Source organism: Nocardioides sp. NPDC047086 (assembly GCF_040643685.1).
GTDB lineage: Bacteria > Actinomycetota > Actinomycetes > Propionibacteriales > Nocardioidaceae > Nocardioides.
This window is the reverse complement of sequence record NZ_JBEYUV010000013.1, coordinates 65,416-89,229: the sequence shown is the minus strand read 5'-3', so window position 1 is coordinate 89,229 and position 23,814 is coordinate 65,416. Positions and strand designations below refer to the sequence as shown.

Below are 23,814 nucleotides of genomic sequence, written 5' to 3'. Positions count from 1 at the left end.
CCGTCCACGCGACGGCGACCTCGGACCCCTCCTCCACCGAAGCCGGAAGATCACCCGAGCAGGCGGTGGCGACAAGCGCCAGACTGGCAACGGAAACGAGTCCCGCTCGACGACGTGCCCCAGGATGCACCTTCAAGTCCCCTCTCCGAGACAACGGACGCCCAGATCCTAACGAGCCTCGACGGAGACCGGCTACCGGCGTAGCCGGTCTCCGCCCACCAGGTTGCCGAGACCTCAGCCGGCGGGGATCTCCACCTGCTCCGTGAACTCTGCGATGGTCTTGTCCGAGCCGATCACCTTCGCCCCGTCGCGCTCGTACTCGACCAGGTACGTGTCGGCCTTCTCCTCCGCCTGGAAGGCGATCCAGCCGGTGTGCTCGCCACCGTCGCGCCGCTGCACGTCCTCGAGCGGCGTACGCTTCGCGGCGGTCAGCTCCTCGGTCATCAGACGGGTGTCGGCGCTCTCGAAGTCGGCGCCGTTGTCCCAGGAGATCTCGAAGTTCCCGTCCGAGATCCGGCCGCCGTACTCCTTGCCGGGCTTGATCTTCACCTGCAGCAGCACGACCTCGCCACCTTCGGCGATGAGCTCGGCCTCCTCCGTCGACGGGAAGTCACGGACGGCCGAGACGACCTCGATCGTGTCGCCCATGTCGGGGTCCTTGATCGTCTTCCCGATCTTGACCTCCTTCTCCTCACCCGCCGGTGCTGCGGACGGAGACTCGGAGGCCGGCGCGCTGGACTCGACCTCGACCGCCGCGTCAGCGTCCGAGTCGGTCTCCTCGGAGCCGCACCCGGTCAACGCGAGCGCGAGGCCGAGGCTGAGGCCGACGGCGGCCGATCGATAGGTCCGGACGGTGGTGCGAGTGCGCATGGAGATGTCCCTTTCAACAGTGACTGTTCCCGAGATCGAGAGGTATGGCGCCACCCTGGCAACCCGAGCCCCTGGTGGCCGCTCTTTACTTCGGCGTGTCGCGGTGATCCCGACGACATCGCCTGGCCTTCACCTATCGGCTGTTCTCGGCCACCCACTCCGGGTTGACCGCCAGAGCCGTCACCGAAGCGTCCTTGGTCGGGAAGTCGACGTCCTCCACATCGATCTCCAAGGCGATCGAAGGCTTGCCGGTCGCCAGGTCCGTGCGTACGAGGCTCAGCGCTGTCAGCTCGGTCCACACCCGGTCACTCCGGCGCTTGGTGAACCGCTTGTGCAGCTCGGTCTCGTTGGTCATCGAGTACACGGCGTTCGAGGAGTAGGTGAGCACCTCCGCGTCGAGCCCGATGTATCCCTCCACCCAACCGATCTCGCGCGCCTGGACCGGTGCTGTCGCGCTCGTCGGGAGTGGGGCGCTCCACATCGTGTTCTCGACGACCCAGACGAGCTGGCCGTCCGCGATCGTCACCGCCGAGGGTGCACCGATCTGCGAGGAGGCCTCCTCCGGATAGACGATCTCGTGGTCAACAGCAGCCTTGTCCGGCGACATCCCCTTCGCAGTGGTCCAGGTGCGGAAGAAGTGCTGGTCGTCGTCGTTCTCCCACCCTTCGTAGACGATGCCGTCGGCACAGGGCGACGTGCTGCCCGGGCTGGTGGGCTCCAAGGTGCTCAAGATGTCCGTGCCGTCATGCGGATAGGCCGAGGTCAGCGCCGCGCGGTCCAGCTGGTCCTCCGGGACCGATTGGCTGTCCTCCTCGAACGCCTTGGTGTCAGTCCCCCTCCCCGGCGCGAAGACTCGCTCACCACACACCGCCGCTGTCGACGTCTGACCGTACGGAGACAAGCGTGTAGTCGTCTCGCCGCTCTCGCCATCGATGTAGGTCACGAACGGATCCTTGGATGAGTCCGCGGGGCTGAAACCGACCAACGTCCCCGCGCCGACCTGCACGCGGTACCACTCTTGATTCGTCTCGAGCGACTCGTCGCCACTCGTGCGCTTGCGGTCGATGAGCCCGGACTCGTCGATCACATAGTCGTGCTTCGGATCGGACGTGGTGATTCCGTGCTCCGTCCAGGAGATTCCGGCGCCTTCGATCCCCTCGAGCTCGATCGCTCGCGTCTTCCCTTCGGGCGAGACCAGTACCAGATAGCTGGAGTCCTCCCCGCCCTCGTGCACTCGCATCGCAGCGACCGCATCCTCGATCGCGAAGTCCTCCGGCGGTGGACCGACCGCACAACCCGACACCAACACCGCCGTAGCGATCCCCATTCCTGCCAAACCCCGAGCCACCGTGCACATCCCGCCGTCTGTAGTTGATTAGAGGGACGCTCAGGCTAACGATCCCAGACTGCGACCTGACAACGACTTAGCGGCCCGCAGCAGACCGGAGTGAGTAGGCCCCGCCCGCGGATACTTGGAGCGTCATGGGCTCTGAACCTGCACGAAGCCGCATGTTCAAGCCGCACCGACATCGGTGACCGACTGTGTCGTCGAACTCCGTCAACCTTCCACGACTACGCCGACGGCGGTGACCAGCGAAGGGTCGAGACACAGAGGTCAAAGGCAGTCTTCCAGCCGACGAACTTCGGATCCTCAACGGACATCTCCACGGGGCGAGCGATCGACGCCGTCAGTTGGAGGCCGCGGCGCCTGTTCGAACCTGGGATCGGCGTGACATAGACGATCGACGTCATCACGATCGAACCGCCTTCGAACTTCTTCGTCGACTCGCGTTCGAAGCGAATGAAGCGCTTGTCACCGTACAGTGGCTTTGCGCCGTACTCGGTGATCGCTTGAGTCACGTACCCATCGAGGGTCTCACCGTTCGGCGTCCGCCGAACGGTCGCGAACATCGTCCCAGGAATGTAGGCCTTGCTCGCCGTCTCGTTTGTGGCAGAAAAATAGGCGATGACGCTCTGCTGTTTCATCAAGGTAAAGGCCTGATCCATCTGCGCCCGCAGCATCGCGTGTAGATCTGGCCTGTTGGCGGCCATGAAACGCCGCTTCAGTTCGGCATCGATCGCTTCCCGGTCTGCGTCATCCGGGAGATGCCTCTCCCAGCCGTCCAGCAGTTTCAGATGAAACTCTGGATCCTTCTGAACGCCAAGAAGGTCGCGCAGCGAACCACCGTCGGTTCCGACCATGTCAGACACCTCGATCCAATCGGGTCATAGTGGACTCTTGTCGAAGTCAGTGAACTCCCCGTAGCCAACGAGCCCCTGCGTCCGGAAGATTCTCAGCGCCTGCCGACGGCTGGCGCGCAAGACTTCGATGTCCTCATCAGACAGGCTATCGATCGCGACCTCGGGGGGCTTCACGTTCGAGTGCAGGCGATAGTCAGCAATCACGGCAGCGATCGCCAGGAAGAACGTGATCCACACGGGGATGACCATCGGAAGACGTGGATAGATGTCCACATCGCTCGTGTAGATGAGGACTAGCAAAATCACCGTCGTCACGGCGACTGCCACCGACATCGCGGCGAGCGTCCCGCTCCATTGCCGATGTGACGCTCGGAGCCAAGGCACAAGGAAGTAAAGGACAGCAACGCTTCCTAGAAGCGATCCAATATAGATGCACTGGACCTCGAAGCCTGCAGAAAAGTCTTCAGAGAACTTTCGATATCCGCCACCGCTCACGAACACGGCGGCAGCGAACAGCGGCCCAGCCGTTCCCAGCGCGGCGACCCAGAACATCAACGCTGCACCAATTCGCATCAAGGGATTCCCGCGACGCCGACGGGCCGCTTCCAAGTCGATGTAGGCATGATCCCACACAACCCGGTTCAGTTCGTCGAGGTCGAACGGCTTGTGTCGATCCCTACGATTCGCCCATTCAGCTGGCCGAGGCGCCGCAGCCTTAGGCATCGGTTACCTTCTCCCACTCGTCCATCGCGTTTCGTGTCATACCCTTCACATCGGAGGCGATGAATCGTACGCCTCCCGGGAGATATAACGTGAGTGTCGACAAGACAGCTGGCATCTTCGCCAGCGTGAGATCGAACACCTCACGTGTTCCTGACTCCACGGTGACCATCACTCCACCGTCCTGATTCGCGAATACATATGCTGCGGTAGAAAGGTGCAAGGGGACGCCGTCGATCACCTCGTCGCGCGCTGCGATGCACTTCAGACCGGGACCAAGTGCCGAGCCGCTCCACTCGTCGACGTCAAACCCTGCATCCCGCCATGCCTCGACGGTAACGGGAGATCCAGACGCGAGCTCAACACGAATCCGACTCGGGAGCGGCAAGGGCAGCGGCCAGTGCAGCATGGCGACCAGGGTTCCTGGCACGTGAGCGGCGTGGTACGCATCCCTCAGCGCCGCACGATTCAAGTCATTGGCGGCCTCGTCCCGGGCCCATGCCTCGCCCCACCAGTTGCGTAGACGCTCCTCTTCCGTCTCGATCCATTGATTGATGTCGGTCTTGAGGTCACACGCCGCATAAGTCCATCCGCCGTCCGGATAAACTCCTTCGATGCGCCAATTTTCGTCCACCGTTACGCTCTTTCCGTTATTCAAGCCACGCATTCAACTGAGTTCGTGAAGGCATCAATTGACGACGTCGACGAACGACCCCTCAAACATCCCCGTGACAGTCTGAACACTGCTGTAGAACGAGTTTCCATACTTCGCCATCGCACCCTGAACCTCGCCCGCAGCTGCCCACAGTTTGGGATTGCTTGCGATTCGCTCGAAGTCTTTGACGTCGAGACCGGTGTGGAGGGCGGTCATCATGTCCGGAAATGCCTTTCGCCCCGCCCACGCCATATCGCCGAATCCCGACCCAGCCTTGAAAGCGGCCGAGAACTTCGCAAACTTTGTGGCATTCGCGCCCAGATCGGTCATCGCGTCCGCCATGGCCCCGAATTTTCCGAATGGAACAACATCGAGAGCGGCCAGCCCAAGTTCTAGAAGGGAACACTCACCGGCGCAGTACTGGACCGCGCGCATGGCGAAAACCGCGGCGGAGATTGCGAATGCGATCGCAGCGAACGGACCAGTGAGGAAAATTCCCAGAACAAGGACGACGAGCGCCACGATCTCCAGCACGGCGATGATGTCATCGAGAACTTCCCAGAAGCCGTCCTCGATCTTGCCGGACATCTCGTTGCCGATGCCATTGACTGCCGCGTCATAGGCATCCTCCCAGGAATCGTAGTAGCCATCCCAGGTCTCGGCGGCGTCCTCCCAGTCCTCGCGAGCCTGCTCCTTGGCCTGGGCAGCCTCTTCCTCCTGCTGCGCCTCAGGACTACCTTCGTCCGGCCCAGTACCTGGAAGGCGCGTCGGCGCCCCTTCCATGTTGTCGTACTTGGCCCACATGTCCTTGCACGTGTCGACCTGCGCCCTGATCAGAGGCTGCCACTGCTGGAGCTCTTCGCCGTAGGTTGCGATGATCGGGCCCACCGGCTTGTACAACTGCGCGGCCTCACGAAGGGTCTCCCACGAGTCGCCGATCTTGTCCTGAAGCTTCTCGACCGCCTTGCCGTCCATCTCGCCGCTCGCAAGGTCGTGGACGGCGATCATTTGCAGCTCCTGGGCGCAGTCCTCCATCATCCCGCCCAGGGTTTCGATCCAGTTGCCGCGCGAGATGACAGCGGAGGGATCTCCCTCGACCGTCCTGATTTCCCTACCCTTGGGAGACGAGTCCATGGCAGATGCGTTCCTTCGTTCGAGACTTGAGTCTGGGAATGAATGTGCTCACACCGCGGCGGATGAGCTTGAGGCCGACCCACCTGGGGCACCCGGCGCCTGCACGGAGGTGTTCGACTGGAACTGGAGAGCAGTCTCCCTGTCCCAGTTCTCGAACCCGTCGACTACGCCTTTGACATGGTCGTGAAGCTCCTTCAGGCTCTCTTTGAGGTCGTCCCGCTTGTCGTCCCAGCGTTCCTCGAAGTCCTGCGCCTTGTCGCGTAGCTCACCGCGGCCGTAGGGGTTGCCGATCGCTGCCTCGAGCGCCTCAGAATTGCCCGTCGCGTTCTCGAACTCGTCGACGATCGCGTTGAGCTGCGTCTGGATCCTGGAGAGTGTCTCGATCTTGATCTTGACGTCCGCCATCGCCCGTTTCCCTTCGAACTTCCGTCAAATTGCCCGGTCAAAGTGCCGAATTGTCGCCGCGGGCGGGGCGAATGTCTTCACCCCGCCCCGCGGGCGAATGCTCAGCCGCCGGCGAGCTGCGAGTCCAGGTCCTGGATCGCCGTCGCCATGTCCCGCAGAGCCTGAGCCATGTCCTCGACACCAGCAATGGCATCCTTCAGACCCGTGGTCATCTCCGAGTAGCCGTCCTGGAACTTACCGGACGCCTTCTCCGTCTTGAAGCCATCCTGAACCAGCTCGTCCACGTAGCCCTGGCACTCGTCCAGAGCAGACTCGATCGTGTCCTTGCCCTGGTCGAGCTTGTCGGCGGTGCCGGTCATCTCGTCGTATGTTGCCCCGAAGTCACTCATCGATCTTCGCCTTCCCGCGATCTTGCTTACACGGCGCTCCGTTGCGGCGCCGTTCGTCACCGTCACTCATGCGTCACGTGGTCGTGAGCCCGACGAGCCGACACCGTCATCCCGGGGCTTGGCCGAGATCCGAGCGATCGACGTCGTCACGGTAGTCCTACCCACTACGTCGAGTTCTAAACATCTCCGAAAGTAAAGCTTCTGCTGGCTCCGTTGAGGAGTTCACAGCGGCGCACTGGCGGGAGTCGACACCGCAGCACCTGACCGAGACGGGTAGTGGTAGGCCGACGGACGCCAGCCCACCAACTTGACCAACGCGGGGGCTCAGCCGCCGGCGAGCTGCGAGTCCAGGTCCTGGATCGCCGTCGCCATGTCCCGCAGAGCCTGAGCCATGTCCTCGACACCAGCAATGGCATCCTTCAGACCCGTGGTCATCTCCGAGTAGCCGTCCTGGAACTTACCGGACGCCTTCTCCGTCTTGAAGCCATCCTGAACCAGCTCGTCGACGTAGCCCTGGCACTCGTCCAGAGCAGACTCGATCGTGTCCTTGCCCTGGTCGAGCTTGTCGGCGGTGCCGGTCATCTCGTCGTATGTTGCCCCGAAGTCACTCATCGATCATTGCCTTTCCCGCGATTTATTTGCACGGTGCCCCAATGGGCAGCCGCTGGTCACCGTAGGTCACGCCTCACAAGCTTGTGAAGCGCAATAACGGATTCGTTGTCATCTTCATACAGAGTTCTCGTTCACGCCCGCCAGCGGAATCCGCTGGGTCGCCGATGAGACCGTCGCGACCCAACCGAAATATCCCGCAAGGCACACAAAGAACGCGGGATACGGGCAACCAGAACCAGCCGATCACCTTACCGGCGCCAACCGCACGCCGATCGCGCGACAGGCCAATGTGTCGCGGCCCGAGTCACGGAATCGAGTGACCTCAGAACTCGGGGAGTTCGTCCGGGTCACCCCAGGGGCCCTCGGAGCCGTTGTCACGAACGAAGTGGGACGTCACTGCGGTTGCCGGAGCGGTGACGGTTCCGTCCAACGCGCCCTGGATGCCATTGAGGTACTTCTCGGCGATCTTTCCGTTGAAGACACCGTCGAGCAGGGCAGTCGGCCCGCCCGGAATGTTCTGGACCAGGACGTTGACCGACGACCCCGACCCGTTCTGGTGGACTCGAAGCATGATGACCTTCGGCCACGACAGGGCCTTGGTCTTCTGCCTGATGATCAGGGCCTGGCCCTCATTGTGCACGGCCCTGATCTCGTACTTCTTCTCGTGCTGTGCCACGCCGAGGGCAGCTTGGAAGGCCGCCTCCGGGGTGACGTCGAGGTCAGCGCTTCTCGCTCGTTCCGAACCCACGTGAACCCTTTGCAACATAGATGGATGAAAGCCGTGAAGTTACACGCGCCCCTGAGCATCGAACTTGTGCCACGTTCCGACGCGCATTCGCTGCATCCGGTGACGCTGATCCGGGGTCAGCTCTACGATCCCGCGCTGGCTGAGCACGTCGAGGACCTCCTCGCGAGCGGCGCTGTAGCGCCGCTGCGCGCGATCGCTCTTCGGCACGCCTGCACGATGCTCCGACTTCGACACGAACTGGAGGATTGTCAGGGCGAGACCGAGGACGCCGGCGACCAACGCCGACCACTCGAGCCAGTCCCCGGGAAGCTCACCGTCGTAGGACTTCCCGACGACGAAGGTGACCACGACCGACACGGTCGCCACAAGACCGGACACGATCGCGATCACCGACCGGGAACGCGTCTGCCACCACATGCTGAGCCAGGTGGCCGAGACGACGATCGAGATGACGAACAGGAAGGTCGCGATCAGCGTCAGATCACCCTGGGCGGAAGCGTCCTCCGTCGTGGTCGCCCATGCGACCAGGCCGGCCGCGAGCGCCGGCGCCAGCAGGAAAGCACCGAGCACCATCAACATCGGAACCATGAGCACGCCGAGGAGCCATTTCGGCCCACCCTCGTCTCCGTTCGGGGTGAGCCGCTCCGAGATGATCTGCTTCTCGAGGTCGCCCCACTTGATCGGGGTGGCGACGTTGGCAGACCGTGCCCACTCCTGCGCCGATGGGCCCTTGTCAAAGGACAGCAAGTTCAGGCCTTCCACAATCGATAGGAATCAGTCCCCAGGTCACGCGCTGCCGCGCTTCCACCGCAGCGTAGCGACGCATGCGTCAAGGAGCGCGCGGGTCGCGACCAGCGCGGGCGCGTCAGGTCCTACGTCCGGCGTACGCGCGAAGGCTGCGACCAGCTGCAACGCCCTACGCCGTTGGGTGCCGGGGATCGGGGTGAAGTAGATCAGGGAGTGGTTGATGATCGGCTCGCCATCGAGATCGATCGTCCGCTCCCGCTCGAACCGCAGGGTGCGCGGGTCGCCGAACAACGGCTTCGCGCCGTACTTCTGGATGGCATTGTGGGCCATCTTGTCCAATGACTGACCGGGCTCGCCCGTGCGGATCGAAGCGTTGATCGAGGCCGGCAGGACGACGGCGCCGTCCGGCTGCTCGCCTGCCGGCGCGAAGAATGCGAAGACGTCGTTCTTCCGCATCCCGTCGAATGCCTTGTCGAACATGGCCTTCGCCTCGACGAACAGGTCGGGGCGGTGAGCCTCCATGAAGCGCTTCTTCATCCCGCCGAGGAGCTCATCGTGGCCACCATCGATGTCGAAACGAGCCCACCCTCGCGGAAGGTCGATCTCGAAGTCCACAGTCTTACGCACGCCGAGTTGCTCACGTAGGTTCACAGCGTCGCCCCATCCGTCGCGATCGGCCAAGACTCGTCCACCGGCACTCCGAGCAGAGGAACCGACTCGAACACCTTCCCGTCCTCGCGGACCATCCGAAGTATGTCCTTGAGCGCCACCAGTCCGCGAACGACCGAGGTCGTCAGCTGCGGAATACACTCGTCCACGCCGAGCAGCAGGAGAGTCTCACCATCGCTGAACGCGAAGTTCACCGACTCGATGATGACCGATCCACCCTCGAAGTTCAGCTCCTTGCGCGACGACAGCTGAGCGCCGGGTCCGATGTGATCGGCGTCGGCCGCGTGCACGACGCCGTCCCATAGGGACATGTCCAGTGCCGACCCGCTCTCCACCACGTGCAGGTGGCACATCACCGCAGCCGCCGACATGACCGGCCAAACCTGGAACAGCGCGTACGCCTCAGAGGTCTCACGCTCGTCGAGGGCCATCTGCAGCAGCCCGCGGATGTCCTCGATCGTCGTCGCCTCACCGTCCCAGCGCGGCGTACCGACCAGCTCGTCGAGCATGCTCGACGTCTCGTCGACCCACCGTTCACTCTCGGTGGGCGTCAGCCCTTCAGGAACAGGGAGCCAACCTGGAACATCCAGGTCGTCAACCAGCTCTACTGCCCACTTCGCCACTCTGCACCTCAGACGTTTGTTGCGCTTGAACCGAACCTAGAAACCAAGCCAGGCAGGCATGCCCGGGACCTTGATCTCAGGGATGTCGATCGGGATGGGGTCGAAGTGGTCCGTCCCCTGCGTGAGCTTTCCGGCATTACCGAGGGTGCCGAGCGTCGCTCCGAAGCGGGCCACCCCGAACTCGACCTTCGTGAGGCCACGGAACGCGCCCAGACCACCCTTGAGTGCGTCGAGGTTGCCCATGTACATCTTCAGGTTGTCGGTCCGGAAGGCCTTGAAGGGCTTACCGATCACGCCCTCGAGAACCTCGGCGCCGCTCTTCACCTTGAAAGCGTCCTTGAGCCGCGCTGCCTTGGTCAGGTCGCCGAGCGGACCCTTGCTCATGGCCTTCCAGCTCCTGGACAGAGCGGTCAGCTTGCTGCCCTTCGCCATATTGGCCAGATGGCCGAGCTTGGAAAGGTTCGACAGCTTCCCGATCGGAATGATGGCCAGGGCATCTAGGCCCAGCTGCCCCAGACTCTGCTGTCCGCAGGCGAACTTGATGGCGGAAACGGCAAAGGCGGCGAGCGCGAGGATGGCTGCCAGCGCACCGAAACCGGTGCAGAAGATCGCGACCACAGCGATGATCAGAGCGGCCCACGTCAGGACTTCGTAGACCGCGTCGATGAAGTCCCCGTAGTTGTCCCAGAAGCCGTCCTCGATGGATCCGGACAGGCCGTCGGAGATCCCGCTGACGGCTGCGTCGAAGCCGTCCTCCCATACGTCGTACCAAGTGTCGAAGACTTCGGCTTCGGTCTCCCAGTTCTCGTAGGCTTCCTTCTTGGCCTTGTTGTCGGCGGCCTCTTCCTTGTCGGTGTCGCCGATACCGAGAAAGCCGCCGTCGTCCTCGGTCGTACTGTCGTCCTTGTCACCGGGCAGGGCGTCGTAGATGTCCCAGAGGTCGCTGCACGAGGACGCGGTGCGGTCGATCAGCGGCTTGTAGGTCTCCAGCATCTCACCGTACGTGACGAGCACCGGACCAACAGGCTTGTAGAGGTCGGCGGCTTCTTCGAGGACCTTGTAGGAGTCACCGATGGTCTCCTGAAGCTTCTCGATGGCCTTACCCTGCTGCTGGCCGCCGGCGAAGGTGTTCTCCTTGATGTCGCGCAGCGTGTCAGCCGAGGCATCCATCATCTTGCCGAGCCGCTCGATCGCGGACCCTCGCGCGATGATCCCCGAGGGCGAACCCTCGACCGACTTGATCTCGCGCCCCTTCGGGGAATCCTGCATGCCACCGAACATGGGGGGTTGTCCTTTCCGTCAGGAGCGTTTAAAGACTGTGGGTTCTACTTCGTCTTGGGCTCGAACTGGAGGGCGGTCTCGCTGTCCCACTCCTCGATCCCGTCGATAACGCCCTTGATGTGCTCACTGACCTTCTTCAGGCTGTCTTTGAGGTCATTGCGCTTGTCGTCCCAGCGCTCCTCGAAGTCACATGCCTTGTCGCGCAGATCGCTCATGTCGAACGGGTCGCCGATGTCAGACTCGAGATCCTCAGAGCTGTCAGTGGCGTTCTCGAACTCGTCGACGATCGAGTCCAATGACGTCTTGACCTTCTCGAGCTCGGAGATCTTGATCAAGATATCCGCCATGGCTGTGCACCCTTCACGTGGTTACTGAGCACGCCGCAGAGTGTTGTCTTCGCAGCGCGTGATCGAGGGAAAGAAATGGAGAGATGGTGGGCTAGCAGGCGCTAACCCACCATCTGGGCAACTGTATGAATCAGCCGCCGGCGAGCTGCGAGTCCAGGTCCTGGATGGCGGTCGCCATGTCACGCAGAGCCTGCGCCATGTCCTCGACACCAGCAATGGCGTCCTTCAGACCCGTGGTCATCTCCGAGTAGCCGTCCTGGAACTTGCCCGACGCCTTCTCCGTCTTGAACCCGTCCTGAACCAACTCGTCCACGTAGCCCTGGCACTCATCCAGCGCCGACTCGATCGTGTCCTTACCCTGGTCGAGCTTGTCGGCGGTGCCGGTCATCTCGTCGTATGTTGCCCCGAAGTCACTCATCGATCATTGCCTTTCCCGCAATTTTCGTTACACGACACCGCGTTGCGGCGCCGTTCGTCACCATCACTCACGCATCACATGGTCGAGACGCGTGAACCCGACGAGCCGACACCGTTATCCCGGGCGTGGTCCGAGATCCAGGCGATCAACGTCGTCGCGGTAGTTCTACCCGCTTCGTCCGGCTCTAAACATCTCCGAAGGTAACGGTTTCTACTCACCTCGGTCAGGAGGTCGCAACAGCGCACCGGCGGGAGTCGACACCGCGGCAGCAGCACCTGGCCGAGACGGGTGATGGTGGGCCCGTTGAAGCAAGCCCACCATCGTGACCGACGCTGCGGATCAGCCGCCGGCGAGCTGCGAGTCCAGGTCCTGGATCGCCGTGGCCATGTCACGCAGAGCCTGCGCCATGTCCTCGACACCAGCAATGGCGTCCTTCAGACCCGTGGTCATCTCCGAGTAGCCGTCCTGGAACTTTCCCGACGCCTTCTCCGTCTTGAACCCGTCCTGAACCAGCTCGTCCACGTAGCCCTGGCACTCGTCCAGAGCAGACTCGATCGTGTCCTTACCCTGGTCGAGCTTGTCGGCGGTGCCGGTCATCTCGTCGTATGTTGCCCCGAAGTCACTCATCGATCATTGCCTTTCCCGCGATTTCATTGCATGACGCCCTATCGGGGCACCCAGCCGTCACGGCATTGCACGCGACGCGGAGTAGTGAAGCGCAAATCGCGATTCGTTGTCACCTTCATACATGAGCGTTCCGGTTCTCCCGGCGAGACCTGTGAGGTTGTTCTGACAACCGCCGCCATTCGCGAGCGTTTCCCCGTCCGTTACTCACGCCTCCCGTGCCCGTCGACGCGCCCATGGCCAACCTCCTCCGCGAGCGCAATCGACATCGAGGCAAAGACCGTACGAACTCTTCGCGACGCGCGCCGAGGCGCCAACCCTCGCCCACAGATGTACGGCGAGATAGTTTGAGTCGCGGTCTCGGCAGCGATCACCCCCTGTCGAGACAGGCCATGTCGCACTCTCGTAGGCTCAAGACCGGCTACATGGCCGCTGACCGACGCCGGATGAGGAGCTGACCATGCAGGAGACCGAACGCCAGATCATCATGCTGACGATGGCCACCGGAGTTTTCGCAATCGCATGCATCCCAGCGATCGCCTACGTCCGCGAGCGTCACACGCTAAAGACGTGGATCCGAGGCACGGCCCGTATTCAACTCACCTTCGTCGAAAAGCATCAAACAATTAGCGGCGCAATGACAGATTCTCGGAGCGCTAGGTATGTCTTCCGGACCCCAGACGGAAAACTTCACGAAGGAATGGGCAGAGTCAATGGCCAGCCTGGTGTTGGCGAAGAAGTCGAGGTCAGATATCGGCCCGACGCCCCGACCAAGAACAGTATCTACACCATCCCGAAGATCGCATGGTACATACTTGGCATTCCTTGGACCGTCATCTTCCTTGCCTTTGCCGGCGTGTGCTTGTCCGACGCACTCTTGAGCACGATGTCGAACTGACGCTCACGCACAATTCGACGCGCGGCGTGGCCAATTGGCCGAAGCGCGACATCTCTCAAACTTGTCCTACGTGCTGTTTGCGCGCAGCGAAGAGCATGAATGCCAGCGGAACCCCGGCGATTCCAGCAACGGTAAACCAAACCATTCCGACGTAGTTGAAGACACTGGCAGCGTTTCCGCCTGCAATATCGACAACCCACCAGGCGCCGCGAATCAGAGCAAGCACGGCGAACACCAACAACACAAAGATCCGCACTCCGGCACCCTTGGCTCCTATGACGGCCTTCTCGCCATGGGCGAGCTGGTACGTCGTCACACCGAGGTAGATGACGAAAATTCCGAGGGCCACACTGCCAAAGAGCGACACCGGCCCCGACACTTCATAATCGGAGGCCGATGGAACGATCAATGCGGTTAGCGACTGGAATGCAAGGAGGATGACGATTCCAAAAGCCACACACCAGTGGAAAAAGAACCGCCCCAGCTTGAACGCTGCGCCCTGAGGCCCAATTTGACTCGACACGTTACCTTCCATCAGTTCGGCTTAACCCAGCGGATACTCGCCACAATCAGGTCAAGCAATTCTTTCTGTGCACGCAAGCGGTCTGAGTCCTTTGGCAGATCAGAAGGCCGCACAAGAGACGCCACAAGTTCGAGCGCCTTGAGGCGGCGCGAACCCGGAACTGGCGTGAGGTACGTAATCGAGTGGTTGACGAAGCTACCCTCACCTACGCGAACGTCGACCGCATCCTCATAACGCACGGTGCGTTGGTCGCCAAGCAACGGCTGTGCGCCGCGCTCTCGGATCAGGGACCGGACAAGATTGTCCAGCGGCTGCCCGTCTTCGGAGCGACGATACCGAGCGATGATCGATGCGGCCATCCTGGGCGAGTCTTTCGGAGCGTCGATAGGCGCAAAGAAAGCGAAGGCCCCTGAATTGCGCATCTTGTCAAAGGAATCACGCAGGCCAGGACCCAGAACTGCGTAGGTCTGAGGTTGATGCGCCTGCATCAGGTTGCGCTTTATGGACGCCTCAAACTCGCGAAGTGTCTCATCCGACACCTCGCGCCTCGACCAACCGACAGGAAGTTCGACGGCGAACTCCGGCTGCGGGTCCATGTTGAGCATTGACCGCAGATCGAGCTTATCGGGCATTCTCCACCAACTCCCAAGCCTTCTCATCGAGTACGTTCGCAGGTGCACGTCCAGAGAACTTCGCGCCGTCCGGCCGGAACACTCGAAACACGTTCTTGAGGACACCCAGTCCAGGCATCGCCCCGGCGATCAACGCAGGAAGACTTTGCTCGAGGCTGAAAACCATTGCGGCATCGTCATCAGAAAAGATCAGGTCCACGGAGTGAAGAGTCGCCTCGCCGCCCGCGTCCTTCACCACCTTCTTGGTCGAGAACTGGATCCCAGTCCCGAGTTCCTTCGACTCAACAACATGGACAGCGGCACCGACTACCTCGGTGAAATCAGGAACGGAATCGTGGTCGACCAGACAAACACGACATGTCAGGACGGCGGGACCCGCCAGTGGCCATACCTGAAAGGTTGCCACCGAGGGCAGCGCAGGTTCATCCTGAACTCCGTACTCAAGGATTTCGCGCAGCATTTCCTCGGGTGTTGCCGAACCGTCCCATCGCGGAACACCGACGAACCCGCTCACCTGTGCGAACGCAGACTCGACCCACGCCTCCGCCTCGGTGCTGGTCATGCGACTCGGTATGTGGAACCACCCAGGCTCCCGAAAGTCCTCGACGACCTGAACACCCCAGCGGTCAAGGTCACCCATGTGTCACTCGCATATCTAGAATACCAACCCTGCCGTGTCCGGAACGCTTACGCTCGGGAAACCAAGGTTCCCGGCCCAGCCGTTGATGCTCAGCACGTTGCCGATCCCATTACCACCCGAAACGTACTTGCTCATTGAGGACACGACGCTGGTTTGGCTCAGTGTCATGGGACCCATTCCGATCGACTTGGCAAGAAGACCGTCAGCGACACCTGCGACTCCGCCAGTCGAACCGGTGGCCATGAACTTCCCCACGGTGCTCAGCCCGCCAGCTTTCCACGCACCGATCAGACTGTCATCGGACATCTTCAGCAGACCAGTAAAGGAAGGCGCAGCATTCTTGAACATGGCAACGCCAAGCTTTTCGCCGGTTAGCGACATCCTGCCCAGCGAGCCAGCAACGTTTCCAGCCTTGGTGACTGGAATGATACTTAACGCCGCTATTCCGACGTCCAGCCAGTCGGCCTCACCGTTCGCGACCTGCCCAATCGTGACTGCCGTGGCGAGTACACCGATCCCGACCCCTAGCCAGACGAGCGCACCGATGCCGGTACACAAGGCAGCAATGGCAACGATCGTGCCGACGACCTTGAGGACATCGGCCCAGTCCGACCATGCGCTGTCTTCGATGCTCCCGGCGGTCTTGTCCTCGATGCCGTTTGCCGCAGTCTCGAAGGCGTCTTCCCAGGTGTCGTAGTGCGAGTCGAACTCGGTCGCCTTGTCGATGAAATCCTGGTAAGCTTGTGCTTTTGCCTGATTCTCGGCGGCTTCTTCCTTGTCAGTGCCGCCGATGCCCAGCAGCCCGCCCTCTTCCTCGCTCTGGCTGTCCTCTTTATCGCCAGGCAACGAGATGTAGTGGTCGTACCTGTCTTGCGCGTCATTGACGGCGGTCTCGATCTTTCCCTGGATCTCTTCGAGAGCATCTCCGTAGGCCTTGATCACCGGACCGACCGGTTTGTAAAGTTCTCCGGCCTGTTTGAGAGTCTCATGAGAATCCCCGATTGAGTCACGAAGGGCATTGATCGCCTTACCCTTCATCGAGTCTCCACCTAGGGCGTTGTCGGCGATGTTCTGCAGCACCAATGCGCTGCTGAGCATCATGTCGCCGAGTTCCTCGATCTTCGTCCCGCGCTTGCTGATTGCCTCATGCTCGCCATCGACCGTCTCGATGAAGCGCCCCTTGGGCGAATTTTCCATATAAGCCACTGAAGTCTCCTAGCCAGTCGTCCCGATTAGCGTCCAGCCGGGGCCTTGGCGGCCTTCACTTCTGGGGCGGACAACTGGATCGCGGTGTCGCTGTCCCACTTTTCAACGTTCTCGATGACACCCTTAACGTGCTCCAGAACGTCGGCGAGGCTCTCCTTCAGCTCGTCGCGCTTGTGGTTCCAGCGGTCCTCAAAGTCCTCTGCGGCTTCGCGCAACTCCGATCGCCCGTATGGGTCGCCGATGGCGTCCTCGAGGTCATCCGCGTTGTCCTCCGCGTCCTCGAACTCCGAGGTAATCTCCTTGAGCGCGTCTTTGACCTCGTTGAGCTGATTCAGGTCAATGTAGAAGTCGTCTGCCATACCGATGTCTCTGCTTCTCCCTAGACGAAACAGTTGCCGCTGCTAGCGCTGATTGACGCTTCTACGGTGGATCCGGGCGACTGCCGAGACCCACCGTAGAGGATCTCTGCCAGATCAGCCGCCGGCGAGCTGCGAGTCCAGGTCCTGGATCGCCGTGGCCATGTCACGCAGAGCCTGCGCCATGTCCTCGACACCAGCAATGGCGTCCTTCAGACCCGTGGTCATCTCCGAGTAGCCGTCCTGGAACTTGCCCGACGCCTTCTCCGTCTTGAACCCGTCCTGAACCAGCTCGTCGACATAGCCCTGGCACTCGTCCAGAGCAGACTCGATCGTGTCCTTACCCTGGTCGAGCTTGTCGGCGGTGCCGGTCATCTCGTCGTAAGTTGCACCGAAGTCACTCATCGATCATTGCCTTTCCCACAATTTCATTTGCACGACGCCCCGTCACAGCAGCGTCGTCCGTCACCGTAAATCGCGCGTCACATGGACGTGAGGCGCGAAACCGACGAGCCGACACCCTCATCACAGATACGGTCCGAGATCCGGGCGATCGACATCGTCACAGTCCTTCTACCCGCTTCGCCGAGTTCTAAACGTCTCCGAAAGTAAAGTATCGGCCAAACTCGGTTAGAGGTCGCAGCGTTGTGAATCAGCCGCCGGCGAGCTGCGAGTCCAGGTCCTGGATGGCAGTGGCCATGTCACGCAGAGCCTGCGCCATGTCCTCGACGCCACCGATGGCGTCCTTCAGACCCGTGGTCATCTCCGAGTAGCCGTCCTGGAACTTGCCCGACGCCTTCTCCGTCTTGAACCCGTCCTGAACCAGCTCGTCCACGTAACCCTGGCACTCATCCAGCGCCGACTCGATCGTGTCCTTGCCCTGGTCGAGCTTGTCGGCAGCGCCGGTCATCTCGTCGTATGTTGCCCCGAAGTCACTCATCGATCATTACCCTTCCCGAGATTTCATGAGTTGACGCACGTAAGCGCGCCGCTCGCCACCGTAGGCCACCCTTCACGAGGTTGTGAAGGGTAAAAACGATTTGTTCTCGGATTCATGCAGAGGTTCATGCGGAGCCCTCGGAGTCGCTCGCCAGAGGCATCTGCATGGTCACCATGCGCCCGGCCTGGACGAAGATTCCGCGGCCCGCGGGGAAGTCGGTGCGCTTGAGCTTGCCGAACGGAACCTTGAACAGCGTGTCGCCGTCATAGGTGTCCGGCTTGAGCACGATTCCCTGGCGAGCGGCCTTCCATTCACCCATGACGCCCGAGCCGCCGCCGGCTCGAGTGACGTCGGCGTCGCCGACGAAGAGGTGGTCGGAGTTGTTGACCGCCTGCAGCAGGGCACGCATCGGGCGGTCGGCGGGACCGTCGGCCAGGTGGGTCATGTCCTCGGCGACGATCATGATGCGGCCGGGGAAGGACTCGTCGGCGACGATCTCGGCGAGCTCGGTGACGAGCGCCTTCTCGTCGTCGGGGCGGGTGGCGCTGCGTACCCAGGGCCTGAAGTCGCGGAGCAGGGCACGGCGGCTGCCGAGGTGGAACAGCTTCACCTCGGGGTCGAAGCGCTCGACCGACTCGACCAGGGCCTTGAGGGCGTTGGTCTTACCCGACTGCGGCGGGCCGGTGATGATGAACGAGCCGATCGGGTCGAAGCCGCGCGCCGAGAGGGTGTCGTCGGAGATACCGAAGACGGGCTGGCCGTTCGCCTGGGCTGGCAGATCCCGGCTGGAGATCTTCGTCGGCAGGGCACCGATCTCGCCGACCTCCGGGACGCCCTGTGCCCGCAGCTGGGAGACCAGCTCGTCGAGGGCCTTGGTCTGCTCGGCGACGTTGGTCGTGCCACCCAGAACGGCGAGCTGCACTTCTGCCTTGTCGACGACGGCACGGCCGGGCACCGACTGCTCGTTGAGTACGTCCTTGGGTGCTCCGACCAGCACGTACTGGCTCGGGTCGGAGAGCCGCATGACGACACGGCGCGGGATGTTCGCGAAGACCGCCGTCGGGACGGACCCCGACCGGTCGGCGGTGATCACCGCGTGGATGCCGAGCGGGCGGCCCTCACCGAGGACCCGCATGAAGGACTGGTAGAACGGCGCGCGACCGGCGGCGATCTCCCACTCCTTCTTGAACTCGGGGTAGTTGTCGATCAGGAGCAGGATGCGCGGCATCGACTGGTCGGCGATCTCGCGGTATTCACTGAGGTTCGCGGCCGCGGCCTTGGAGAACAGCTCCGAGCGACGGTCCATCTCCCGCTCGAGGGTGCGCATCAGCCGCTGCAGACGCTCGGCGTCGTCGCCGTCGATGATCGAGCCGACGTGCGGGAGACGCTCGATCGCGCCCAGCGCGCCGGAGGCGAAGTCCAGACCGTAGACCTGGACCCGGCCGAGCTCCGGCCGGGCACCCGCGGCGGTCGCGATCGTCTTGAGCAGCGTCGACTTACCCGACCCCGACGAGCCGAAGATGAGCAGGGAGCCGTCACGGTCGGGGACGAAGTAGGTCGCGTTCTGCTGCTGCCGCTCGGGGATATCGGCGAGACCGAGCAGGATCTGACCGTCGCCCTCCAGCGGGAGGTCGCGCATCTCGACCACCGAGGCGAGGTCGTCGAGCCACGGGCGCCGTGGGGTCATCAGCCCGGCGGTGGCCGACGCCTTGATCAGGGTGGCCACGATCCGCTTCTGGTCGTTGGGGCCGAGGTCCTCGTCGTGCGAGTCGCTCTCCGGCGGCCGCTCCGGCTCCCACTCGGTGATCGAACCGAACTTGAGCTCGGCCACCTTCACATCGGCGGTGACCACCTCGTCGTCGCGCGTCCAGCCACCCGCGTAGGCCGACTGGAACGGGGTCAGGCGTCCCGGCCCGGTCTTCGCGATGCCGCGGCCCGGCAGGGACGGCGGGAAGGTCCCGGCGATCGGGTCGTCGACGACGTCCTTGGAGTCGGTCTCGTCGGCCATGCGCAGCGCGACGCGGAGGTTGGTGTTGGCCCGCAGGTTGTCCTTGATGACACCGGCCGGACGCTGGGTCGCCATGATCAGGTGGATGCCGAGCGAACGGCCTCGCTGAGCGATGTCGACGACCCCGTCGACGAACTCCGGCACCTCACCGGCCAGAGCGGCGAACTCGTCGATGACCAGCACCAGCGCGGGCGGGCACTCCGGGTCCTGGCGCTTCTCCAGCTCGAGGAGGTCCTTGGCCTTCTTCCGGTTGAACAGGTGCTCGCGGTAGTGCAGCTCGGCCTTGAGGCTGGTCAGCGCGCGGCGGACGAGGTGCGGGCTCAGGTCGGTCACCAGACCGACGCAGTGCGGGAGCTCGATGCAGTCGGCGAAGGCCGAACCGCCCTTGTAGTCGACGAAGAGGAAGGTCACCCGGTCGGGCGAGTGGGCCGAGGCGATGCCGAGCACCCACGCCTGCAGGAACTCGGACTTACCGGCACCGGTGGTGCCGCCGACGAGGGCGTGCGGGCCCTGCGTACGCAGGTCCAGGGTCATCGCGTCCGAGGCGCCCTGTCCGATGATGGCGCGGAGGTTTCCGGCCTTCTTCAGCCGCGGCCGCGGCCGGTCGGAGCGGTCGATGATCGAGTTGTTCTGCCGCCAGCGCTCGATGACCGAGTGCGGGTCCTCGGCGACTTCGTTGCCCACGAGGGACAGGAAGCCGACCGAGTTCGGCAGGTCGGAGGAGTCGTGGACGACGGTGCTGGCGTCCACGACCGGCGCGAGCCGCTTGGCGAACATGTCCATGTAGGCGTTGGAGACGCCCTCGACGGTGACACCCTCATAGAGGTCGCCGTTGCGGACCAGGCCGACCGTGGCGTTCTCCAGACCCTCGCTGACGTCCAGGTAGCTGCGGCAGACCGCCGGCAGCGCCTCGACGGTGGACGACATGAAGACGGCGTGTACGCCGACATCGGCGCCGCGCTCGAGGACCTGGACCAGGCGGGCACGGTCCACCGGTGCGTCGTTGGTGACGAAGACGATGATGGAGACCTGCACCCGGGCGTTGGTCTCCTCGCCGGCCCGAGCGACGTCGGTGCCGTACTGCATCGGGTTCCACTTCTCGGGGAACGGGCCGCGGTGCTCCGCGGTCCTCCCGGCGCGCATGATGTATTCCTCCAGCGCGCTGAGCAGGGCGTTGGCCGTCGGCGCGGAGTCGGCCAACGGCATGTCCTTGAACCGGTTGGTCTCGGAGGTGGTGTGCGGCAGCCACTTCAGCCACTCGAACTCCTCGACCCAGTCGGGGTCGGCGAAGGCGACGGTGACAACCTCGTTGGGCGCGTGCAGACCGAAGAGCTGCACCGCGAGCCCACGCATCGCATCCGCGGCCGGGCCGGCCGGACCGGCGACACCGACGGAGCCCACCGCGGGCAGCGACTCCAGGAGCGGTACGTCGTCGACGTACTTGTAGCGCTCCTTCAGACGGTCGATCCGCTCGATGAACTCGGGCAGACCGTTCTGGGTGTCGCGCTCCGCGATCGAGTTGCGCGACAGCGCGCGAGTGGTGCCGAGACGTACGGCCAGGAAGTTCCAGTGCTCGGGACGCCTGGTCCACAGCCGCGGACCGAGCTGCATCGCCTGCTCGAAGACCTCCGCGACCGCAGGGACCTCCTCGTTGCGCGCCAGCTCCTCCTCGGGCTTGCTGCGGTAGAAGACCTCTTCCAGCTTCTCGAACTGCCGCTCGAAGAGCTCGATCTCGTGGTCCTGCTTCGCGCCGGCCTGACGGTGCTGGTTGATGTAGTTGCCGACCGCCATCATCGGGGTCATCACGACCAGCAGCAGCGCCCGGGCGCGGCCGGTCATCGCGTAGATCGAGAGCGCCATGATGATCGGCGCGATCAGCACGAACCACGGGAACAGCTTCTTCTGCATCTCGGTCGGCATCCACGGCGGCGGGTGCTCGGTGCCGGGGTAGCGGACGTCGACCCGCGGGCTGCGGTTGAAGAGCAGGCCGCCACCGCGCTCGAGCACCGGGTCCTCGACGGCGGAGAGGAAGTCGGCCGAGAGCTGCATGACCAGCGTGGTGCTGCCGATGACGACGGGCGTGTCCGGCGCCAGACGTACGCGGGAGACCTGGGTGCCGTCGACGACGACGCCGTTGGCGGAGTTGAGGTCGACCAGCTCGACCGAGCGGTCCACCTCGATGCGGGCGTGGCGCTTGGAGACCATCGGGTCGGCGAGCACGATCTCGTTCTCCGGGCCACGACCGATCGAGGCATGCCCCGTGACCAGCGGGAATGCCTGCCCTCGCACGGGCCCGTCGATCGCTCGCAGCACGCCGACGCTCTTGCGCCGGGAGCCGGTCGCCTCGTGGTCCGGTCCCAGGTTGACCACCGCAGCGGCGAACCCGGACCCGATCGGAGCCTCGCCGATGGGGATGTCGTGCTGGAGCGGCTCCATCCGCTCCGCGGTCGGCGGGGCGACCGCCAGGGTCAAGACGTCGTGCTCGCCCGCGATGATCGAGCGCGCCGGGTCCGCGTCGGCGATGTGCCGAGCGACGTCACCGGCGGTGGCCGTGGAGTCGGCCGTGACGATCACATCCGCAGGCGCGACACCAGGCCGGTGCAGAGTGAGCTTGACCTTCATCCTTCGTTCCCCTCGTCAACGTGCCTAAGAGACCATGCAGCAGGATCGTGCGAGTGGGGCCGCGTCACCCGCGGCGCACCAGGGCTGAGCGGTCGCCGAAACGGATCATCGCGCCGACCGGTGCCAGCACCGGCTCCCAGGCGTTCAGCCGTCGGGTGGCACCCTCGTGGATCACGACGGTGCCGTTGGTCGAGCCGCGGTCGGTGACCTCGACGCCGTCGCCGCTGGGGCGGAGCGACAGGTGGGTCTTCGAGACCGACACGTCGATGATCGAGACCGTACGCGCGCCCAGCGTGTTCTCCGTCAGAGCCGGGTCACGGCCGACCAGCACCAGGCCGGTCACCGGGATCCGCTCGCCGGAGTCGACCTTCAGCATGATGCCCCGCTCGCGCGGCGGCTGACCGCCGGACGTGGGCGGAGGCGTGGGATGCGGCGTCGGGTGCGGGGTGGGGTGCGGCGTCGGGGCGGGAGTCGGGTGTGGCGTCGGGGCCGGCGGCGTCGGAGCCGGGGTCGGGTACGGCGTCGGTGTCGGGGTGGGCGGCGGCGGGGGCACCGTCTGGCTCTGGTCGGGCGTCACCGCGCGCGAGGTCGGGATCGACGGGGTCACCGGCTTCGGTGCCACCGGTCCCGACGGCGGGGTCGCGAGCGCGCCACCGGGCGAGGCGCCGGTCTCGTCGTGCTTCGCCTTCGGGCGGGATACGCCGAGCACGCCGGCGCTGACCCGCCCGGCGGGGCGGTAGCTGCCGGCGTCGTGGTCGTTCGGGGTACTGAGCGACGGCAGCGACTTCCGCTCCGCGACGGGCGCAGCCGCGACCGTCTTCCGGGCGATGCGCATCCGCTTCTCGTCATAGGGGTCGAGGCCGGCGCGGACGTCGACCATCCAGGTCTCGGCGACCTTGTCGTGCCAGCCGCGGTTGCGGTTCTCCTTGTCGAACAGCGGTGAGGCGAGGAAGGCGATCGGAGCGATCGGGATGATCCCGGAGCCCCAGAGCACCAGGGCGCGGAGGAAGGCGCGGCCGACGCCCGGTCGCTCGAGCGTCTTGACGTTGATCGAGCGAACTCCGGCGACGGACTTGCCCAGCGTGACCCCGCGGCGGCCGTGGAAGACGATCTGGACGATGACGAAGATCAGGCTCAGCAGCACGGTCGCGCCGCCCGCGATCGCCGCCAGCATGAAGTCGGGGTGACTCAGGAACCGGGCGAAGCCGAACTTGCCCTGCGCCAGCTTCATCAGCAGCGGGAGCGTGAAGACGAGGTAGGGGATCTGCAGGAGCAGGTAGCAGACGATGTCGACGGCGGCCGCGACGGCACGACGGCCCAGCGGCGCGTCCTTCAGCCCGAGCGAGGCGGCGTAGGCCGGGTCCGGCTTACCATCGGCGGTGAGACCCTCGATCCGGTCGTCATGCTCGGCGACCTCCCATATCTCCACCGCAAGAACTCCCTCACGCCCGATATCCGAGTCCCGACGTCCGAGAACTGCGGCGCTGACCAACGACGCCAGCAGGTTACCGGAATGTCCCGGCTCGGGCGCGATGGTGTCTGGCA

27 protein-coding genes are annotated in these 23,814 nt (G+C 63.7%); 1 reads left to right on the top strand and 26 read right to left on the bottom strand.

What is annotated here, in order from left to right; translation table 11 throughout:
* Positions 1-234 precede the first annotated feature (234 nt).
* The 17 genes from ABZ796_RS12085 to ABZ796_RS12005 form a co-directional block, all read right to left on the bottom strand.
* Positions 235-870 (bottom strand): transcriptional regulator, encoded by a 636-nt coding sequence (locus ABZ796_RS12085; RefSeq protein ID WP_357337142.1) that lies wholly within the window; start codon positions 868-870, stop codon positions 235-237.
* A 133-nt stretch (positions 871-1,003) separates the two neighbouring features.
* Positions 1,004-2,110 (bottom strand): hypothetical protein, encoded by a 1,107-nt coding sequence (locus ABZ796_RS12080; RefSeq protein ID WP_357337141.1) that lies wholly within the window; start codon positions 2,108-2,110, stop codon positions 1,004-1,006.
* Positions 2,111-2,442: 332 nt separating this feature from the next.
* Positions 2,443-3,072 carry a protein TPRXL gene (locus ABZ796_RS12075; RefSeq protein WP_357337140.1) on the bottom strand — a complete coding sequence of 210 codons (630 nt, stop codon included), beginning with the start codon at positions 3,070-3,072 and terminating at the stop codon, positions 2,443-2,445.
* 24 nt (positions 3,073-3,096) lie between these two features.
* A complete protein-coding gene (locus tag ABZ796_RS12070) occupies positions 3,097-3,795 on the bottom strand; it encodes a hypothetical protein (protein WP_357337139.1) in 699 nt (232 codons plus the stop codon).
* Positions 3,788-4,450: a hypothetical protein gene (locus ABZ796_RS12065; protein ID WP_357337138.1), complete on the bottom strand. Its 663-nt coding sequence runs from the start codon at positions 4,448-4,450 to the stop codon at positions 3,788-3,790. The genes ABZ796_RS12070 and ABZ796_RS12065 overlap by 8 nt, the downstream gene beginning before the upstream one ends.
* 30 nt (positions 4,451-4,480) lie before the next feature.
* Positions 4,481-5,581: a hypothetical protein gene (locus ABZ796_RS12060; protein WP_357337137.1), complete on the bottom strand. Its 1,101-nt coding sequence runs from the start codon at positions 5,579-5,581 to the stop codon at positions 4,481-4,483.
* A gap of 48 nt (positions 5,582-5,629) precedes the next feature.
* Positions 5,630-5,986 (bottom strand): flagellar protein FlgN, encoded by a 357-nt coding sequence (locus ABZ796_RS12055; protein ID WP_357337136.1) that lies wholly within the window; start codon positions 5,984-5,986, stop codon positions 5,630-5,632.
* 101 nt (positions 5,987-6,087) lie between these two features.
* Positions 6,088-6,375, bottom strand: a complete 288-nt coding sequence (locus tag ABZ796_RS12050) for a WXG100 family type VII secretion target (protein WP_141791345.1) — start codon at positions 6,373-6,375, stop codon at positions 6,088-6,090.
* 324 nt (positions 6,376-6,699) lie between these two features.
* The gene (locus tag ABZ796_RS12045) at positions 6,700-6,987 is read right to left on the bottom strand and encodes a WXG100 family type VII secretion target (RefSeq protein WP_141791345.1); all 288 of its coding nucleotides are present in this window, start codon (positions 6,985-6,987) and stop codon (positions 6,700-6,702) included.
* A 322-nt stretch (positions 6,988-7,309) separates the two neighbouring features.
* Complete coding sequence (locus tag ABZ796_RS12040) at positions 7,310-7,735, bottom strand: hypothetical protein (RefSeq protein ID WP_357337135.1); 426 nt, start codon at positions 7,733-7,735, stop codon at positions 7,310-7,312.
* Between the two features lie 39 nt (positions 7,736-7,774).
* The gene (locus tag ABZ796_RS12035) at positions 7,775-8,482 is read right to left on the bottom strand and encodes a hypothetical protein (RefSeq protein WP_357337134.1); all 708 of its coding nucleotides are present in this window, start codon (positions 8,480-8,482) and stop codon (positions 7,775-7,777) included.
* Between the two features lie 39 nt (positions 8,483-8,521).
* A complete protein-coding gene (locus ABZ796_RS12030) occupies positions 8,522-9,109 on the bottom strand; it encodes a protein TPRXL (protein ID WP_357337133.1) in 588 nt (195 codons plus the stop codon).
* A gap of 20 nt (positions 9,110-9,129) precedes the next feature.
* Positions 9,130-9,660 carry a hypothetical protein gene (locus tag ABZ796_RS12025; protein WP_357337131.1) on the bottom strand — a complete coding sequence of 177 codons (531 nt, stop codon included), beginning with the start codon at positions 9,658-9,660 and terminating at the stop codon, positions 9,130-9,132.
* 150 nt (positions 9,661-9,810) lie between these two features.
* Positions 9,811-11,043, bottom strand: a complete 1,233-nt coding sequence (locus ABZ796_RS12020; protein ID WP_357337130.1) for a hypothetical protein — start codon at positions 11,041-11,043, stop codon at positions 9,811-9,813.
* A gap of 56 nt (positions 11,044-11,099) precedes the next feature.
* Positions 11,100-11,402 carry a flagellar protein FlgN gene (locus ABZ796_RS12015; RefSeq protein WP_357337129.1) on the bottom strand — a complete coding sequence of 101 codons (303 nt, stop codon included), beginning with the start codon at positions 11,400-11,402 and terminating at the stop codon, positions 11,100-11,102.
* A gap of 130 nt (positions 11,403-11,532) precedes the next feature.
* Positions 11,533-11,820, bottom strand: coding sequence for a WXG100 family type VII secretion target (locus tag ABZ796_RS12010; protein WP_141791345.1), 288 nt, complete (start codon positions 11,818-11,820; stop codon positions 11,533-11,535).
* Between the two features lie 339 nt (positions 11,821-12,159).
* A complete protein-coding gene (locus tag ABZ796_RS12005) occupies positions 12,160-12,447 on the bottom strand; it encodes a WXG100 family type VII secretion target (RefSeq protein WP_141791345.1) in 288 nt (95 codons plus the stop codon).
* Positions 12,448-12,904: 457 nt separating this feature from the next.
* On the opposite strand from ABZ796_RS12005, the gene ABZ796_RS12000 reads away from it, so the two are divergent.
* Positions 12,905-13,342 carry a DUF3592 domain-containing protein gene (locus ABZ796_RS12000; RefSeq protein ID WP_357337128.1) on the top strand — a complete coding sequence of 146 codons (438 nt, stop codon included), beginning with the start codon at positions 12,905-12,907 and terminating at the stop codon, positions 13,340-13,342.
* Positions 13,343-13,397: 55 nt separating this feature from the next.
* Here ABZ796_RS12000 and ABZ796_RS11995 read toward each other — a convergent pair whose 3' ends face one another.
* The 9 genes from ABZ796_RS11995 to ABZ796_RS11955 all read right to left on the bottom strand — a co-directional run bounded on the left by ABZ796_RS11995 (position 13,398) and on the right by ABZ796_RS11955 (position 23,698).
* The gene (locus ABZ796_RS11995; protein WP_357337127.1) at positions 13,398-13,877 is read right to left on the bottom strand and encodes a hypothetical protein; all 480 of its coding nucleotides are present in this window, start codon (positions 13,875-13,877) and stop codon (positions 13,398-13,400) included.
* On the bottom strand, positions 13,877-14,497 hold the full coding sequence (locus ABZ796_RS11990) for a hypothetical protein (protein WP_357337126.1): 621 nt from the start codon (positions 14,495-14,497) through the stop codon (positions 13,877-13,879). The genes ABZ796_RS11995 and ABZ796_RS11990 overlap by 1 nt, the downstream gene beginning before the upstream one ends.
* Positions 14,487-15,059 carry a hypothetical protein gene (locus ABZ796_RS11985; protein WP_357337125.1) on the bottom strand — a complete coding sequence of 191 codons (573 nt, stop codon included), beginning with the start codon at positions 15,057-15,059 and terminating at the stop codon, positions 14,487-14,489. Before ABZ796_RS11985 ends, ABZ796_RS11990 begins: the two co-directional genes overlap by 11 nt.
* A gap of 93 nt (positions 15,060-15,152) precedes the next feature.
* Entirely contained in the window at positions 15,153-16,343 is a 1,191-nt protein-coding gene (locus ABZ796_RS11980) for a hypothetical protein (protein ID WP_357337124.1), read from the bottom strand.
* Between the two features lie 26 nt (positions 16,344-16,369).
* Entirely contained in the window at positions 16,370-16,702 is a 333-nt protein-coding gene (locus ABZ796_RS11975) for a flagellar protein FlgN (protein ID WP_357337123.1), read from the bottom strand.
* A gap of 114 nt (positions 16,703-16,816) precedes the next feature.
* Entirely contained in the window at positions 16,817-17,104 is a 288-nt protein-coding gene (locus ABZ796_RS11970; RefSeq protein ID WP_141791345.1) for a WXG100 family type VII secretion target, read from the bottom strand.
* A gap of 247 nt (positions 17,105-17,351) precedes the next feature.
* The gene (locus ABZ796_RS11965; protein WP_357337122.1) at positions 17,352-17,639 is read right to left on the bottom strand and encodes a WXG100 family type VII secretion target; all 288 of its coding nucleotides are present in this window, start codon (positions 17,637-17,639) and stop codon (positions 17,352-17,354) included.
* 124 nt (positions 17,640-17,763) lie between these two features.
* Positions 17,764-22,269: an FtsK/SpoIIIE domain-containing protein gene (locus ABZ796_RS11960; protein ID WP_357337121.1), complete on the bottom strand. Its 4,506-nt coding sequence runs from the start codon at positions 22,267-22,269 to the stop codon at positions 17,764-17,766.
* 64 nt (positions 22,270-22,333) lie between these two features.
* A complete protein-coding gene (locus ABZ796_RS11955; protein WP_357337120.1) occupies positions 22,334-23,698 on the bottom strand; it encodes an RDD family protein in 1,365 nt (454 codons plus the stop codon).
* Between the last annotated feature and the right edge of the window lie 116 nt (positions 23,699-23,814).